14 protein-coding genes and 1 pseudogene are annotated in these 16869 nt (G+C 59.5%); 11 read left to right on the plus strand and 4 right to left on the minus strand.

Going from position 1 to position 16869, the window contains the following annotated elements:
* Positions 1-709: AMP-binding protein (locus tag MOV75_RS00975; protein WP_246917003.1), on the plus strand; the 709-nt coding region annotated here is incomplete at its 5' end.
* Here the strand turns inward: MOV75_RS00975 and MOV75_RS00980 are convergent.
* On the minus strand, positions 706-1593 hold the full coding sequence (locus MOV75_RS00980) for an RNA polymerase sigma factor (RefSeq protein ID WP_246917006.1): 888 nt from the start codon (positions 1591-1593) through the stop codon (positions 706-708). The genes MOV75_RS00975 and MOV75_RS00980 overlap by 4 nt on opposite strands.
* Before the next feature lie 410 nt (positions 1594-2003).
* Here MOV75_RS00980 and MOV75_RS00985 point away from each other — a divergent pair, with 410 nt between their 5' ends.
* Positions 2004-2717 (plus strand): TetR/AcrR family transcriptional regulator, encoded by a 714-nt coding sequence (locus MOV75_RS00985; RefSeq protein WP_246917008.1) that lies wholly within the window; start codon positions 2004-2006, stop codon positions 2715-2717.
* A 353-nt stretch (positions 2718-3070) separates the two neighbouring features.
* Complete coding sequence (locus MOV75_RS00990) at positions 3071-4552, plus strand: NCS1 family nucleobase:cation symporter-1 (RefSeq protein WP_246917010.1); 1482 nt, start codon at positions 3071-3073, stop codon at positions 4550-4552.
* Between the two features lie 121 nt (positions 4553-4673).
* Here MOV75_RS00990 and MOV75_RS00995 read toward each other — a convergent pair whose 3' ends face one another.
* A complete protein-coding gene (locus MOV75_RS00995; protein ID WP_246917013.1) occupies positions 4674-5180 on the minus strand; it encodes a hypothetical protein in 507 nt (168 codons plus the stop codon).
* A gap of 181 nt (positions 5181-5361) precedes the next feature.
* On the opposite strand from MOV75_RS00995, the gene MOV75_RS01000 reads away from it, so the two are divergent.
* Positions 5362-6267 (plus strand): helix-turn-helix domain-containing protein, encoded by a 906-nt coding sequence (locus MOV75_RS01000; RefSeq protein WP_246917016.1) that lies wholly within the window; start codon positions 5362-5364, stop codon positions 6265-6267.
* Between the two features lie 505 nt (positions 6268-6772).
* Here MOV75_RS01000 and MOV75_RS01005 read toward each other — a convergent pair.
* Positions 6773-7720, minus strand: a complete 948-nt coding sequence (locus tag MOV75_RS01005; RefSeq protein ID WP_246917020.1) for a LysR substrate-binding domain-containing protein — start codon at positions 7718-7720, stop codon at positions 6773-6775.
* A gap of 141 nt (positions 7721-7861) precedes the next feature.
* Here MOV75_RS01005 and MOV75_RS01010 point away from each other — a divergent pair, with 141 nt between their 5' ends.
* Entirely contained in the window at positions 7862-8959 is a 1098-nt protein-coding gene (locus tag MOV75_RS01010) for a mandelate racemase/muconate lactonizing enzyme family protein (protein WP_246917023.1), read from the plus strand.
* 27 nt (positions 8960-8986) lie between these two features.
* On the plus strand, positions 8987-9970 hold the full coding sequence (locus MOV75_RS01015; RefSeq protein WP_246917026.1) for a tripartite tricarboxylate transporter substrate binding protein: 984 nt from the start codon (positions 8987-8989) through the stop codon (positions 9968-9970).
* Positions 9971-10297: 327 nt separating this feature from the next.
* Here the strand turns inward: MOV75_RS01015 and MOV75_RS01020 are convergent.
* A pseudogene (locus MOV75_RS01020) lies at positions 10298-10573 on the minus strand (acyl-CoA dehydrogenase family protein); the annotation flags it as partial.
* 569 nt (positions 10574-11142) lie between these two features.
* Between MOV75_RS01020 and MOV75_RS01025 the strand changes: the two are divergent.
* The 5 genes from MOV75_RS01025 to MOV75_RS01040 all read left to right on the plus strand — a co-directional run bounded on the left by MOV75_RS01025 (position 11143) and on the right by MOV75_RS01040 (position 16589).
* Positions 11143-12468 (plus strand): 4Fe-4S binding protein, encoded by a 1326-nt coding sequence (locus MOV75_RS01025; RefSeq protein ID WP_246917029.1) that lies wholly within the window; start codon positions 11143-11145, stop codon positions 12466-12468.
* A gap of 52 nt (positions 12469-12520) precedes the next feature.
* A complete protein-coding gene (locus MOV75_RS01030; protein WP_246917032.1) occupies positions 12521-12820 on the plus strand; it encodes an acetyl-CoA carboxylase biotin carboxyl carrier protein subunit in 300 nt (99 codons plus the stop codon).
* A gap of 14 nt (positions 12821-12834) precedes the next feature.
* On the plus strand, positions 12835-14394 hold the full coding sequence (locus tag MOV75_RS01035; RefSeq protein ID WP_247004537.1) for an acyl-CoA carboxylase subunit beta: 1560 nt from the start codon (positions 12835-12837) through the stop codon (positions 14392-14394).
* A gap of 813 nt (positions 14395-15207) precedes the next feature.
* Complete coding sequence (locus tag MOV75_RS42395) at positions 15208-15342, plus strand: hypothetical protein (protein ID WP_258719479.1); 135 nt, start codon at positions 15208-15210, stop codon at positions 15340-15342.
* A 2-nt stretch (positions 15343-15344) separates the two neighbouring features.
* Positions 15345-16589 carry an alpha-hydroxy-acid oxidizing protein gene (locus MOV75_RS01040; protein ID WP_246917038.1) on the plus strand — a complete coding sequence of 415 codons (1245 nt, stop codon included), beginning with the start codon at positions 15345-15347 and terminating at the stop codon, positions 16587-16589.
* The last annotated feature ends 280 nt before the right edge of the window (positions 16590-16869 follow it).

Raw genomic sequence — 16869 nt, forward strand, 5'->3', positions numbered from 1 at the left:
CGCGGTGCTCGAAGGCGCCGAAAGCATCGGCATCAAGCTGACGCATGTCTACGGCCTGACCGAGGTCTATGGCCCCGCTTCGGTCTGTGCCGAGCAGCCCGGCTGGGACGAGCTTCCCGCTCCCGAACGGGCGCGCATGAAGCGCCGGCAGGGCGTGCCCTACCCGCTCGAGGAGGGCGTCACCGTCATCAATCCGCAGACCATGCAGGAGGTCCCGCGCGACGGCAAAACCATCGGCGAGGTCATGTTCCGCGGCAACATCGTGATGAAGGGCTACCTCAAGAACGAGAAGGCCACCAAGGAAGCGTTCGAAGGCGGCTGGTTTCACACCGGCGATCTCGGCGTGCTCGACGAGCACGGCTACGTCATCATCAAGGATCGATCCAAGGACATCATCATTTCCGGGGGCGAGAACATCTCCTCCGTCGAGGTCGAGGACATCCTCTACAAGCACCCGGCCGTGCTGTTCGCCGCCGTGGTCGCAAAGCCCGATTCGAAATGGGGCGAAGTGCCCTGCGCCTTCGTCGAGCTGAAGGACGGCGCCAGCGCCAGCGAAGCCGACATCATCGCGTTCTGCCGCAGCCACATGTCGGGCTTCAAGACGCCCAAGGCGATCGTGTTCGGACCGATTCCGAAGACGTCCACGGGCAAGATCCAGAAGTTTCTGCTGCGCAATGAAGTGGGCTCGACCAAAGCGATCTCGGCCTAAATTGATCCCGCCTCGATCCGGCGGACCATCCTGCTCAGCCTTTGCGAAGCTCCAGTCCCGCCTTCGGGCCTTGCAGGACGGTCGTCACGCCGTTGCAGCGGTGGACGCCGTTGACGCCGCCGACCAGTGCAACTCTGCCGCCGACGGAGCGGCAGGTGCCTGCGAAGTCGCCGACCTCCCGGTTCCCAAGGCCCAGCCGTCGAGACGGCCGACGCCGGATTGAGATCAATGGTGTTATCCCAAACTGATCGAGCGTCCTGGCGAGTTGGGATTGGAGATGCCGTCACTGTTCGCATCCGGCTAGATCCGGAAGCCGCTCCACAACGCATCGTTCTGCTTGAGCTCACCAAGAAGAGATCGACTGCGAGAAAAAAACATTCGCTTTCGCGCAGGCGCTTGGCACAGTGCACGAGCGCCTGACGAAGGTGTTTTTCAACCATATTCCGGCTGATATTCATACGCTTGGCGATCTCGTCAGGATCCAGGTCGTCGAATCGCCGCAGCACGAAGCAATCGCGGCACCGCGGCGGCAGCTCGGACACTGCCTTGGTCAATAGCGCCAGCCGCTGTCGCGCCATCAGCTGCCGCTCCGTGTCGGCCGTCTCGTCGACGACATCGATATGATCGGAAGGCTGGGCGGACGCGCCGAGCCTTGTCCGTTCGCGGCGCTGTTGGTCGATGACGAGATTGCGCACGAGGCGATAGAGGTAGGCCCGCGGGTTGCCGATCCTATCGTCGCCCAAACTGGCAAACCGCAACCAGGCTTCCTGCACCACATCTTCGGCAACAACCGGATTGCGGAGCTTGCGGGAGGCGTAAGAACGCAGCTCTCCGTAATACGCCTCGATGAGCGCTGGGATCGGAGCAATCACTACGTCGGACATTGCGAACCCGAGGCATACGGCGTCCACACAACCGGCGCGCGGACGGGGATGTCTTACAGGGATGATGATTATCTGCTCAACATCAATATGTTAGAGGACGTCCAAGTTGCGGCCTATGGTCCGCATAGGTCCGCGATAATCGCATGCACTGGAGATCAACGAGCGTGACGCGGACGCTTCTGATTGTAGTTCGTCCATCTTCGGGTTTGCTGTCGACAGATTTTTCCTGACCTTCCTGTGCGCAGGTCATGCACACGGCGCCTCCTAACGCATTGAGGAGCCCCTGCTCGTCCAAATTGCTTGATAAAGCTGGACAGGCAGGGCAATTTCCAGCGGGAATCGCCGAGATCAATCCGGCGAACCATCCCGCTCAGCCTTCGCGCGAAGGCAAAGCTTCCCATTGAGGCTCTATGGCAGCCACGTCGGCCGACAAGCTGAAACTTTTTCGCATCCGCCGCGCGCCAAAAGGCGGCCGCAAGGCCGCGCCGGGTCCCGACATCGAAGGAAAAATCCTCGACGCGGCGGAGTTCGTTTTTGGGCATTTCGGCTTCCGGGGAGCGACGACGGCGCTGATCGCCAAAAAGGCCTCGATTGCAAAACCGCACATCTATTACTACTTCGAGGACAAGGAAGATCTGTATCGCGCGGTGCTCGAACGCGCGATGAACATGTGGGCACGAGACATGGACAGTCTCGACATGACGGCCGACGTCGAGACCATCCTCGTCCGCTACATCAACAAGAAGATCGATTTCTCGCGAGATCACCCGCATCTGTCGCGCATCTATGCCAACGAAATCATCAGCGGCGCGCAATTCATCAGCAGCTTTATTGAAAAAGTCTCGACCCCGTTGCTGCTCGACAAGGTCAAGACACTCGACCAATGGGCCGCGAGCGGTGCAATTCGGCCGATCAGCGCTGTCGATCTTTTCTTCTGCATCTGGGCGATGACGCAGGCCTATGCCGATTATTCCAGCCAGATGATCATCATGAAGGGCAAGAGACAGCTCGAAGAGGCTGACTACGCCGCGGCCAAGGCGACGATCGTCCAGCTCGTTCTCGGCGGACTTGGCCTTCAGGATTACGACAGATCAGAGCACCGGGCGCGCCCCGCAAAGCGGTAGAATACCAGGCGCGGCACCTAGCCCCTTGTTTGGTCGCGCTTTTGGGCGCGAAAAGGCTTTCATCGGACCCAGCCTGCTTTCACAGCTGGCGCGGGAATGATGGCCGCCGATTCTGTTATCAACCCCTAATTGTGCCACAAACTCTCGCACCAACATCGCCTCGCGTCAAATCGCAAATTCGTGTTTGTAAAAGTATTTTATCGATCGTAAAATTATTTTATCGATCGTTATAACAATGGCATGTCGCTTGCTTCGATCCGATCGTCTCGCGCGGTGCGGGACATCAACGGCAGGGGCCGCGGTTTCCAACGCGCGCGGTTGTTCCTGCGCCAGCAACATTCGAGGTAGAGGACATGTCATCCAAGAGCGGCGGCGTTCCCACGCTGATCATTACCGGCGCCCATCCGAAGCTCTATAACCACGACCTTGCTCCGACCGCGCCCGAGGGACGAACCTGGGGTGTATTCAGCCTGTTTGCGATGTGGATGTCGGACGTCCACTCAGTCGGCGGCTATACGTTCGCCGCAAGCCTGTTTTTTCTCGGCTTGACCGGATGGCAGGTCCTCGTCTCGATGACGGTGGGCATCACAGCGGTCTATTTCCTGATGAACCTCATCGGCCGCCCATCCCAACGCTACGGCATACCCTTCCCGGTCATGGCGCGCGTGTCGTTCGGGGTGATGGGAGCCAATCTTGCCGCCACGGTGCGGGGCATCGTCGGCATCGTCTGGTACGGGGTGCAGACCTACTTCGCCTCGAAGGCGGTTCAGATCCTCGTCGTCACCATGTTTCCCTCCGCCGCCGATCTGACACATAACAGCATCGTTGGCCTGTCTACCCTCGCCTGGTTCAGCTTTCTCTTCATGTGGCTGTTCCAACTCATCATCTTCCTGAGCGGAATGGAGCGCATCCGCAGCTTCATCGATTTCTGCGGGCCGGTGGTTTACGTCATCATGTTTGCCCTTGCGATCTGGATGCTGTGGCAGAGCGGTCTTTCGAGCCTGTCACTTCAGCTCAGTCCTCCCGCGGCTTCGAACGCGGCAACGGTTGGAGTGATGGCGAATGCCGCGATGCTGATCGTCGCCTATTTCTCGGCTCTCCTGCTCAACTTCGGTGACTTCGCCCGCTTCGCGAAGGACGAGGACACCATGAGGAAGGGAAATCTGCTCGGCCTGCCGGTCAATTTCCTGGTGTTTTCGATCATCACGGTGATCGTGACAGCTGGTACGCTGAAGGTTTTCGGAGAAGCGATCATGGATCCGGTCCTGATCGTCGAGAAAATCGGCAATCCGATTGTGGTCGTCGTCGGCTCGATTACGTTCATCGTCGCAACCATGGGCATTAACATCGTCGCCAACTTCGTATCGCCGGCCTACGATATCTCCAACCTCAATCCCGAGCGTATCAATTTCAGGATGGGCGGCCTTATCACGTCAATTCTGTCGGTACTGGTCTGCCCCTGGCTGTTCGTCGCGAGCCCCTCGGCCATCACGCTGTTCGTCAGCGTCTTCGGCTCAACGCTCGGACCGATGTTCGGCATCATGATCGCCGACTACTATCTCGTGAAAAAGCAGATCGTGACGGTCGAGGACCTCTACACGATGTCGCCGAGCGGGGCGTTCAACTACGAAGGGGGCTGGAATCACAGGGCGCTGATCGCGCTCGCCCTATCCGGCACGCTGTCCATCGGATTGTCCCTGTTCGGTGCCTATGGACTGATCTTCAATGTCGGCGACTGGGGATGGCTCATCGGTGCCAGCGTTGGCGGATTGATCTACCGAGCCCTCTCGAAAGAGCAAAGGCCAGTCTCCGTCATTGTCGGAGCGGGCGAATGACGTCCGCAGTTGCGGGTCTACCGCCATATTGGCAGCGCTCCCGCAACATTCTGGGCATGCGCGTTCGGTCGAACGCGCATGCAAGCCCGGTGCAACGTCACAGCGATCGTTGGAGATGCCGCTACGGGCAAGCTCCCCCTTCTGGGTGCAGGTCTACGATCGCCTCTTCCAGTATGGTGGCAACCTCCAGCAGTGAGATCACCAGGCGCGGCATCCGCCTGAGCCTCTCGTCGGCCACGACGGCGAACAAATCGTTCCGCTTCCGGCTACCGAGCAATCGCCATCGGCCAAAAGTGATCTTGTGGACATTACCGGAGACAAATCCGACCGATGCCCACAATTGCTTCGATTCGAACAAGAGCTCCCCGGCCATGCGATCCATCACTGTGGCGATCGCAATTAGATCCCCGGTCGCGCCTCCTAGACCGCATACACGGCTGCCAGCGCCGTCTTCGTGGGAATGCCGCTCGCTCGACGTCTTGGGTGACGGGCTGGCTTGTAATTCAGAGAGTCTTTCCACGAGCGCGGCGAACCGAGAGCGGGCAGCGCGGACGAGATCTTCCAGTAGCGCCAGATTGGCCTGCGCCGACCCCGACATGACCTGTGGTTTTATCGTCGTGAAATGCATCAAATGCTCCGAGTAACCGACGTGAAAGTTGAAGCGTCGCTAAAATCTAGGGTCAGGCAAACCGTGGCGCTTGAACGTCCCGAGCCACAATTGATCAAAACGAGCCAAGGAAATCAGGCAAGGCATCAAACCCGAGTGCAAATCGAACCGATCGGATTCGACCGCTCATTGGGAGCGAAACATGACCAATGACCATCTTTTCGGCGATCGGCTTGTGAAGCTATTTCCAATGATCCGGGAGCCGAGCTCGGGCCTCGTCAAGTCGCTACAGAAAGGAACGTTCGCCGCAGTGCGATTGGCTTACTCCGGACCGGTCGGAGATCCGACGTTGCCGTCACCGCCCGACGAGGCTTTTGCGCTTTGCCTTCGGCTGCAGACTCAGAGGGCCGACACATGGCTCGATGGGCGTCACGTGCCGAAGGGCGCCTTAAAGGACGAGACGAGCATCTACGATCTGCGATGCGAAACGATCGTTCACTTCTACGACCCGTTCGATTTTCTTTATCTGCACCTGCCTCATAACGCACTAAGCGAGCTGGCAAACGAGCTTGACGTTGGTCGCGTTGAATATGACGTCGTCGGAGGTACGAACTCCCTCGATCCCATCCTGGCTCATCTGGGCGGTTGTCTTCTGCCGATGCTCGAAAGACCACATGAGGCCAACGAGCTGTTCGTAGGTCATGTCGCCATGGCGCTAAATATTCATTTCCTTAGGAAATACGCCGTCAGCCAACCCCGCAATCGCTCCTACCGCAGCGGATTGGCGCCATGGCAACTTCGGACGGCAAAGTCATTAATGCGCGAGAATCTCAATGGCGAAATCGCGTTGGCACGGATTGCCAGCGAATGTGGCGTGTCAACCGCCCACTTCAGTCGCGCTTTCAGAGTAAGCACTGGTACACCGCCGCATCGCTGGCTGATGAATCAACGGATCGAGCAAAGCAAAGCTCTGCTGATAAACTCAACATCGTCACTCACGGAAATTGCGATCAAATGCGGCTTCTCCGACCAAAGTCACTTCACGAGAGTATTCTCGGCGGCGGTGGGTACCACACCGGGTCGATGGCGGTTGATCCGGAAGGACTAAGCTACGGTCCAGACTCATCAGGTCTGCCATGCTGAAATTTTCTTGATCTTCCAGTGCACACACCGTGCACAAGCCGCCTTCTAAGCGATTGAAAAACCTGAGCTCTCGCTCCAATCCATCATGGGCGCCACGGAAAAACACCAGTAATTACGCGTACTTAGCTCGTTCAATCAAGGTATTCCTAAAGTCGTAAGACCCTGATCCGTCACGCTTTTATTTGGGGCGGAAACCGTTTGCCGCCACCGGTACAGATTTTCTGTACCGCGCGGGCGAAATCTGTACCAGGGCTAGAGATTGGCCGCGTTTTGCTTTTCTTTTCCGCAGTTGGCAATGCCGGTCGGTCCCGTCGCTCGGACGTGCCGGGATTCGGGCTGCGGGATGCGGCGGAATCGTACTACCTAACGTGGCAAGTATTTACCGGGGCGTGAATACTTGAAATTGAAAGTAAACAGGAAAATCGATGATGGATCGTGATCAGGTGCTGATCGATCGCCGCCGCCGCTGCCTATGAATTTCTCTCACTGTGGGACGATGGCATGGTGACGAGAGTTGCCGTTGGCCGGCGGAAGGCGCTGTCTTGGGTCGCTATCACGTCATTCAGGGTTTCGATGAATTCGTGCGCCAGACGAGACGGCAACAAATGACGAGACCGTACGAGCTTCCCAGCGATCTTGATCGAAGGATGAAACGGCCGCATCACCAGATCCGTTGAAGGCGTTCCCATCATCGCCAACCCGTCCAACAGCGCGAGCCCTGCGCCGGCACGTACCAACGCGCAAGCAACGGTGGATTGCGACACCTCGATTGCAACCTTCAGCGGAACGTCGGCGTCGGCAAAGATGCGGACGGCTTGGATTCCCAGGGGAAGATGCCGGCTCAGACATATCAGCGGTTCGTGCTCGATATCCGCGGGCACGACGTGATCCTTCGATGCCAATGGATGCGTGTGCGGCATGGCGCATCCGAACTCGGTCGCCCAGAGATCGCTCACCGACACACCGGGCGCAGCAATGGAGTCGATGACTAATCCGAGGTCCGCCTGGTGGTTGGCGACATGGGCGGTGACTTGGTGCGCACTCATCGACTGGAGCGTGATTGTGACATCAGGGCGTGAGCGGCGGAATTGTGCCACCGTGTCCGGCAGCAATGCATTTGCGAAAGCTGAAATCGCCGCGATGTTGAGCACGCCCGCTCGCCCCGACCGCAGGTCGACGGCGCGCTTCTGGACGACGTCGAAGGCTGCGAACGCGTTGACGGTTTCGGGAAACAGCGATTGCGCTTCGGGTGTCGCCAACAGCCGCTTCTTTCGCCGCAGAAATAGCGCAAATCCCAGCCGCCGCTCGGCCTGCTGAAGTGTTCGGCTGACGGCCGGCTGCGAAATATGAAGCATTTCGGCAGCGGCAGTGATGGTGCCCAATTCCATGACGCGCCGAAACACCTCGAGTTCGCGCACACTTAACATCATAACCCCAGAACATGATTGGTACAGCTTTTGGCATTTTGAACACATGTATCCCGAGGCCACAATGGGAGCGGCGGTCGGTCTCGGAGCCACACCGTTCAACTAAGCCAGCTTCGTCCAAGGAACCCATCGATGAACTCACCGCGAATTGCCACGATTACGGCATTTCCACTTGGGATTCCGTTCGACCATTGGGCCGCACCGCCGATGTTCGCCGGCCGGCCGCGCACCAGCCTCGATACCGTCCTGGTGAGAGTAACGACCGATCAGGAGACGGTAGGATGGGGCGAAGCTTATGGCAGCTTTTCGTCCGCCGTCGCTGCGGCCATCGAGCAATGGATTGCACCGCTGGCGATCGGGCAAAGCGTCAACGACGTTGGACTGCCGGCGCGGATTGAACGGACATTGCACAATCTCGGCCGTGCGGGTGCCACGATCCACGCTATCAGCGGCCTCGACATCGCGCTGTGGGACATCAGGGGCAAGATCGCGGGGGTGCCGGTCTCAACCCTGCTGGGCGGGCGGCGGCGCGACCGCATCGAGGTCTACGCATCGCTGCTGCAATACAACGGCAATACCGATGAGATCAGCCGCGTTGTGGATCGTGCGCTCGGCGAGGGCTTTCGCCAGATCAAGCTGCACGAGCGCACGGCGAAAGCCGTCGCCGCTGCCCGCGTCGCGGCGGGTCCGAACGTGCCGTTGATGGTGGATACCAATTGCGCCTGGCTGCCGGCGGAGGCGACCGCCGCCGTTACGGAAATGGCGCCATTTGATCTGCGATGGGTCGAAGAACCGATCTGGCCGCCGGAGGATTTCGCCTCGCTTGCGGCTCTCAGGCAATCGACGCGCGTTCCGACCGCCATCGGAGAGAATGCCGGCAATGCACTGGATTTCAAGAAGATGCTCGCCGCGGCGTGCGTCGATTATGTCCAGCCCAGCGCGATCAAGATCGGCGGTCTGACCGCGCTTTGGCAAATCTGCACCGAATCGGAAGTGGCCGGAGCAACCTGCGTGCCCCACTCGCCTTATTTCGGACCGGGCTATCTCGCCACCATTCACGTGCTGGCGGCCAAGGCGAAGGTGAGCGCCCTGGAGCGATTTTACTGCGACCTAGCCTTCGACCCCTGCGGCGCCTTCGTTCCGATCGAAGCAGGCTTCCTCGCCGTGCCCGATACCCCGGGGCTCGGAGGCGATCCGAACATGGCATTGATCGAACGATACCGGCTCTGACGGTCCCAAAAACAGGGAGGGAAATTCATGGAAAGCATCAACCGGCGTTCGCTGCTGATCGGACTGACGTCCGCCGCGTCAATGTCGCTCTCTGGCGCGCACGCGCAGCAGCAAGCCTATCCGCAGCGTCCCGTCCGCGTTGTCGTTCCCTATGCGGCCGGCGGCGCGTCTGATATCGTGGCTCGTCTCGTCGCCGCCGCCATGGCGGAGCAGCTCGGCCAGTCTCTGTTCGTCGATAACCGCGGTGGCGGGGCAAGCATGATCGGCACCCAGGCGATCGCCACGGCCGCGCCCGACGGCTACACTATCGGCGTTGTCGACAGCGCGTTCACCATCAATCCCAGCCTGTTCGGCGCCAAATTGCCGTATGATACCAAAAAGGATTTCACGCCAGTGTCGCTGCTGGCGCGGACCTCGCTGGTGCTGGTCGTCCCGGAAGCTCTTCCCGTCAACAACGTCAAGGAACTGATCACGCTCGCCAAATCCAAGCCCGGCGCGCTCAGCATGGCGACCGCCGGCCTCGGTACGGCGGTCCACCTCGGCTGCGAACAGTTCCGGCAGGAGGCCGGCATCGACGTTGTCGCGGTGCCTTATCGCGGCGGCGGGCCATCGATCGTCGACCTGCTCGGCGGCAAGGTCGATTTTACGTTCAGCACCATCCCCGCCGTTCTCGAGCATGTTCGCGGCAACAAGCTGAAGGCGCTGGGAATTACGACGGGACGTAGCGCGCACCTACCTGACGTGCCCAGCATGGCAGAGGCCGGTCTGCCAAAGGTAGATGCCGCGCCGGACTTTGGAATCGTGGGGCCCGCCAATCTGCCGCCGGCGATCCTCTCCCAACTCGCCGCCGCCGCGCAGGGCGCGCTCCAATCTGACGATCTGCGCCGGCGGTTCGATGAAATCGGTTACCAATCCGTCGGCTCCACGACACAGGAATATGTTGCTCATATCGATGCATCGATCGAGAAATGGCGTCACATCGTGACCGCCGGCAACATCAAGCCGGAGTAGCGCAGAAGGACTGAAGATCCTGGACTAGCAGCCGACGTTAGAGACTTCGAATCCGGTGTGCCGGTGATCGGAATGGCGCGATCGGGCGGTCTCGCGGAGTAAATTTGCGTGCCCGCTGGAGACCTTTTTTGGTGAGACCGGATGGCATCGGGCCCGAGGTTGGCGTGTCGTTTTTCGCTGACTATCTCACGGCGCTCTATTCGCTTCAGGTACAGGGGACACTAGGTGCCCCCTCCGGCGCTATTCCGGCCTTACCCTTCAATCTCCCCCTTCTTGAGGGAGGGGCGCTTCTGGGGAGTCTTCGCCGTCCTTGCGTCAGTAGGCGGCTCACACCGCATCCCGCAGTATGAGGCGCGCGATGTTGAGCTGGTGAATCTGGCTGGTCCCCTCGTAGAGGCGGAACAGCCGCACGTCTCTGCACCAGCGCTCGATCGAGGAGTGATCGGCGATGTAGCCGGCACCGCCGAACATCTGCACGCAACGATCGGCCACGCGGCCGCACATCTCGGTCGCGAAATACTTGCACATCGACGCTTCGAGCGCGACGTCCTCGCCCCTGTCGCGCTTCCGCGCGGTCTCGAGGATCATGGATCTGCAGCGCGCCCTCGCTGATCGAGCAGCCATAGGTCGCCGCTGCCAGGAACGCCGCATCGCGCTGCACTGGACCACCGTCGTCGGACAGGCTCCGCGTAGCTCGATCTACATGGACACGCACGCATCACCGAACGGGGTCGAGCAACTTCGTTCGAGGGCACCTGGATCTCGGATTGAAGGAGCGGAAGGCTATTGCATGCGCGGCAAGTCAGGGGCTTGGCTTTTCCCGGTCAGCCCCACTGCCGAATGGCGCTTTTTTGTTTGCACATGGATGTAGACACCCAAGGCGACGCGGGAGCAAATATATAGTTCCTTTTTTAGACCCGACAAGCACCCAACTATTCCTGCCCCCATCTAGATTTTCTACATCCAACAAAGGCAGTCGAATTATACCTGAAATTCCCTTATTTTTCTCATACTTACAAGCGATCGACCAAGCGAACGACGCGGGTCCAGCAACTATCTGTCAGTTCGTTTTTTGAATTGCTGTTGGTGAAGTGGCCATTTCTCGTTATAACCCTCACACAAGGCACGGAGGGAAGCGATGACGAGCCATTCTATCGAGATAGGGGATCGCCTTGAGCCTTGAAGATCACCCCACGGTGAAGAGCGTCCGCTCCCGCAGCCGTCAGCAAGTTGCCGACATCCCCGTTTCTGCGAGTCTGATCAAGCAGATCGCGCGCGACTGCGGCGCTGATGATGCAGGCATCATCGAGATCAATCGCGCCGCGATCGCACCTCAGGTAAAAGTCATCCGGAAGGTCTACGGCCGCACGCGGTCCTTGCTCGCGATCGCTTGCAGCATGAACCGTGAGCCGGTCCGTTCCCCAGCCCGTTCGGTCGCCAACGAGGAATTCCACGGCACCTATGATCATGCGAACGAAACTGCGCGCGCGATCGTCCGCGCGCTCGAAGAGCACGGCATCCCGGCCTGCAATTCGGTGGCCGCCTTTCCGATGGAGATGGATCTGCCACGGGTCATGATGGTCCAGCACAAGCCGATCGCGGTGGAGGCCGGGCTCGGTCGCATGGGAATCCATCGCAGCATCATCCATCCGAAGTTCGGAAGCTTCATGGTGCTCGGCACGATTCTGCTTGGACGGGAGGTCGACGCCTATGATCAGCCGATCGACTACAATCCCTGCCTGGAATGCAAATTGTGCGTCGCCGCCTGCCCGGTCGGGGCGATCAAACCGGACGGCGGCTTCGATTTCCTGTCCTGCCAGACCCACAACTATCACGACTTTCTCGGCAACTTTGCGCAGTGGGTCGAGAACGTTGCCGATTCGAAAGATGCCAAGGACTATCGCTCACGCGTGCCCCGCACGGAAACACTGAACATCTGGCAGTCGCTCTCATTCAAACCGGGCTACAAGGCCGCCTATTGCATCGCGGCCTGTCCGGCCGGCGAAGATGTCATCGGCCCCTTCCTGGAGAACCGCGACGCCCACTTTGCGGAGGTGGTCAAGCCGCTGATCGATAAAGACGAGTTCGTCTACGTGATCCGGGACACCGATGCCGAGGACACGGTCACACGGCGCTTCCCTCACAAGAAGGTCCAGTATGTCACCTCGGGCCGCTATAGCGCCAACATTCAGGGCTACCTCTTCTCCCTGTCGCTTGGTTTCCAGCGCGGCAGGGCCAAAGGGTTGGACCTTGTGACACATCTGAGCTTCACGGGGACGACCACGCTCGATGCGACGGTCGTCATCAAGGACCGGAAGCTGGAGGTCGTTCCCGACCGCCATGTCGGTGACGCGGGATTGAAGGTCACGGCGGATTCCAAGGCATGGTTGAGCGTTACCAACCATGATCTCGACCTTGCCGAAGCGATCGGATCCAAACTGGTGAGCCCGAGCGATGAAAAGCTGTTTGCCGCCTTCATTCGCTGCTTCCCGATCTGAATCCGGTCGCCAAGCAGAGGTCGGCTTTCACTGAGCCGAGGTTCGGCCCCGAATGAAGCCGGTCAGCTGGCAGTGTCATCCCGTCCGCCGATTAGTGCGCGCTGAAGATTGGAATGAAAGGCTGCAAATGAGCGAAACAACGATACGGGCGGAATTGGCGGGACGGCTCTTGAGCTTCAGCGTGAGCGAGGGCGATCTGCTGGAGGCTGGTCAGGACTTCGCACTGCTCGAAGCCATGAAGATGGAGATACCGCTGACCAGCCCTGCCCGTGGTACGGTTGCAAGGCTATTGCGGCAGCCCGACGATACGCTGGCAGAGGGCGATCCGGTCATGGTGATCGTGTCAGCATGAACCAGAGGGCAATCATGGCCGATGAGCAGCCGCAGGACCGAGCAGCCGAGATCAACGAACGGCGGCGGCTCGGCAAGCTCCAGGGCGGCGACGAAGCCGTTCGCAAGCAGCATGCGAGAGGCAAGCTCACGATTCGGGAGCGGATCCTGGGCGTGCTTGACGCCGAATCTTTCAGCGAGATCGGCCCCCTGGCGGGATCAAGCGAAAGAAGCGACGCCGGGGAACTCATCTTCACACCGGCCAATTTCGTGCTGGGATTCGGCCGCATCGGCGGCCGTCGCTGCATCGCTGCGGGCGAAGATTTCACGATGAATGCCGGCTCGCCCAATCCGGCGGGGCTGCGGAAGAGCATCTATACCGAGGAAGTTGCTTTGAGATACCGACTTCCGCTGGTGCGCCTGCATGAAGGATCGGGAGCAAGCATCACGGGCAGCGGCGGCAAGAATGCTCCTACCTTGCCGGAGCCGGTCTATGCTCCCAATCGTTTCGAGTCGATGGCAAGATGCCTAAACGCCGTCCCCGTCGTCAGCGCGGCTCTAGGGGCGGTGGCCGGCCTTCCAGCCGGGCGCCTGGCGGCCTCGCACTACACCGTGATGACGCGGTCGGCGCAAATCCTTGCAGGTGGCCCGGCGCTGGTCGAGCGAGCCCTGGGCGTCAAGGTGACCAAGGAGGAATTGGGCGGGCCCGATATTCACGCGCGCAGTGGGCTCGTCGACGACGTGGTCGAGGATGAAAAGGCCGCGTTCGAGCGGATCCGACAATTTCTGTCCTACCTGCCGCATAACGTCTGGGAACTGCCGCCGAAAGCACCGCCGCGGGATCCACTGGCGGAGGCAGCTGGGGCGCTCGAGACCATCGTGCCGTCAAACCGGCGACGAACATACGACGTGCGCAAGGTCATGGACGGCATCTTCGATCAGTTCTCGGTCTTCGAAATGGGCCGACGTTTCGGTCCAGGCCAGATCACCGCATTCGCCCGGTTGTGCGGTCATTCGGTCGGCGTCTTCGCGAGTGACCCGCGTCATTATGCGGGATCGTTGACCGCCGAAGGGGCGCAAAAGGTCAGGCGCTTTGTAGACTTGTGCCAACTATTTCATGTGCCGATCGTCACCTTGGTCGACGAGCCCGGATTCATGATCGGCCCGGAGGCGGAAGCTGCCGCGACCATCCGGCACGGCGCTGCGGCACTCGCTGCGGTCGCGCTTTCAACTGTGCCGTGGGCGTCGGTCATCATCCGCAAGTCGATGGGTCTTGGCGCTTACGCCCACAAACCGACGGGCACGTTCGTTCTCGCTTGGCCCTCGGCAGAGAGCGGCGCCATCCCGGTGGAAGGGGGCGTCGCCATCGCTTTCAAGCGCGAGATTGACGCCGCTCCGGACCCGGGTGCGAAACGGGCCGAGTTGGAGGAGCAGTTCGCCACACTGCAATCGCCATTTCGTCAGGCTGAAGCCTTTGCCTTTCACGACATCATCCATCCAGTCGAAACAAGGGCGCGCCTCGCCGAGTGGATCGACATGGCCGGACCGAAACTCGCGGGCGAATTGGGACCTCCCCGCTTCGGCTTCCGTCCTTGAGACTTGCTGAAGCGGGTGAAGGCACGTTGATCACAAGGCCGTCTTGGGAGGAGCGAAAGCGACGAAGCAATCCAATTTCTCCGCCTGGCGCGTTGGATTTCGTCGCTTCGCTCGCAATGACGATCCGCCCCTCATCTCGATTCTAGTGCGGAGAGTAGTCGGCGAGCGCGCGGCGACGGATGGCGATACGTCGTGCCGCACCACTTTTTCCTTCGAGTTCGCAGCTCCGGGCCGGATAGTTGATGACCAGGGTATCGGGCCCCGGGGGAACGGCTCTCGTCCGGCGCCAGCTCCCGGAGCGGTCAAATCCCCTCCAGCATTCCATCGATGTGAAACAGCCGAACGGCCGCTGGCCGCCGTGTTTAGAAGTGAGGACGTCGGGGGCGAACTTGACAAGTCGGCGCGCCGTATTGATGCGCTTTTCCCGTCTGTTGGCCCAGCCTTGGTTTCCCTTCCGGATACAGTGACACAACGGATGCTCCCGCGTCGATCATCGCGCGGCGGAGCAACTCGGTTGACAACCGCGAGTCACTTCAATTAACTTACTTACTAGTCAATAATTAACATCACAACTTCTTGGGAGCCATACCGAGCGGACCCGAGCGACGCCATTGGAGGAAGCAACATCGAGCGAGCTGCCATCCCACCGTCTGTTCGAATCTTCATTTCGACCAGTGGCTGATCGAAGCCTTCGCGAAGGGTTCGGCCCGATACGTAGAGCTAGAGATTTGGCAGAAATGACGTTGATCAAACTGAAGAGCGGGCCAGGTCTATGGGACCTTTGGTTTGCCAAAGCAGGTCACGGAGTGAAATTTGCTGGAAGCGCGCCTTGCGTGTGACAGCCTGCTGTTCGCCATTCAGATGGCCGGCCTAGGCGTCTTCTTGGCGCCCTTTCCTCTTCTGATTTCGCTCATCGCCAACAAGCGATTGGCGGCGGTGAAGGATTGAACATGATTTCTCGTCGGAATGTGCTTTTTGGCATTGGCGGAGCGGCAGTGGGAGGGGCACTTGCCAACTCGCCAGGAGGGACGACGTTTTTCAACTATGGAGACGCTCCAGTAAACGCTCTTGACTATCGCGAGCTGGCGAGGGCCCGTTTGCCAAAAATTGTTTTTGACTACCTTGAGGGTGGTGCGGGAGGCGAATGGTCCTTGTTGCACAACAGGGAAATATTCGAACGCCTTGTTTTCCGTCCCAAACGGCTGCTCGACATCAGCAAACGAGACATTTCGACTGTCTTGTTTGGAAAGAAGTATGATGCACCGATCATTATTGCCCCGACCGGCTTGAATGGCGCGTTCTGGCCTAACGGGGACATCGCGTTGGCGCGAGCCGCTGAGAAGGCCAACATTCCATTTGCCTTGTCGACCGCTTCAACAGTGTCCATTGAGGACGTGGCGCAAAATGCCGGCGGAGACAAGTGGTTCCAGCTCTATGTGTTGAACAAGACGTTGTCGCAACAATTGGTAGAGCGGGCCAAGGCAGCAGGCTACTCAAAGCTCATTCTCACGGTCGATCTCGGGGTGGACGGGCTCAGAGAGCGCGACAATCGCAATGGCTTCAAGTTGCCGTTGAATTACTCATCGAGCTTGCTCGTCGATGGCCTGACGCATCCAAGCTGGGCACTCGACTTCGCAAAGCACGGCATGCCGAAGGTGGCGAACTTTACCAGAAGTGACGCTTCGGATACGGCAAGCCAGGCTGGGCAAATGAGACGAGGCCTGAACACGACCTTCAGCTGGAAAGATCTGAAGTGGTTGCGTTCCATCTGGCCTCATCAGCTATTGGTCAAGGGAGTGTTGCGGCCGGACGATGCCGTGCGATGCGTCGCTGAGGGCGCGGACGGCGTAATCCTGTCAAATCACGGAGGTCGGCAGCTGGGGGACGCGATCTCCCCGCTTCAAGTCTTGGCCGAAACAAGAAGCAAGATCACACAACCGATCCTCATCGACAGCGGTTTCCGCCGCGGCGCAGATATCGTGAAGGCGCTCGCTCTTGGAGCAAACGCGGTTCAACTTGGTCGCGCGACACTCTACGGGTTGGCGGCTCGGGGCGAAATTGGCGTAACGGAGGTCCTCAACATGATGTTCGCAGAGATCGACAACACCATGGCACAAATTGGTTGCCCCTCGATTGCGGACCTCAGCACGGATTGCATCGCTGAAGATGGATTGCCTCTGGGCGCGCGCTCATGACTGGACGATCCCAGATGACTGGACGATCCCAGATGACTGGACGATCCCAGCTCATCTTCTGCCGCTATTTACACCCGCGGCATGACCTTCGGCAGACATATGGATCTGTAAGCGGAACCATTCTCCGATGAATAGCGCCTAGCCGAATTAGCCGGAGCGCGTGCGATACGTCCATCCTATTGTTCTCATGACAAACTCGTTGGAGCCGCGAGGAACTGCCCGGCCCACAAGTCCCTTCGATCTACCCCGTGACGTAACCTACCGCTGAGCAGCCACAGCG

Origin of the sequence: Bradyrhizobium sp. PRIMUS42 (assembly GCF_023006515.1) — a bacterium.
GTDB lineage: Bacteria > Pseudomonadota > Alphaproteobacteria > Rhizobiales > Xanthobacteraceae > Bradyrhizobium.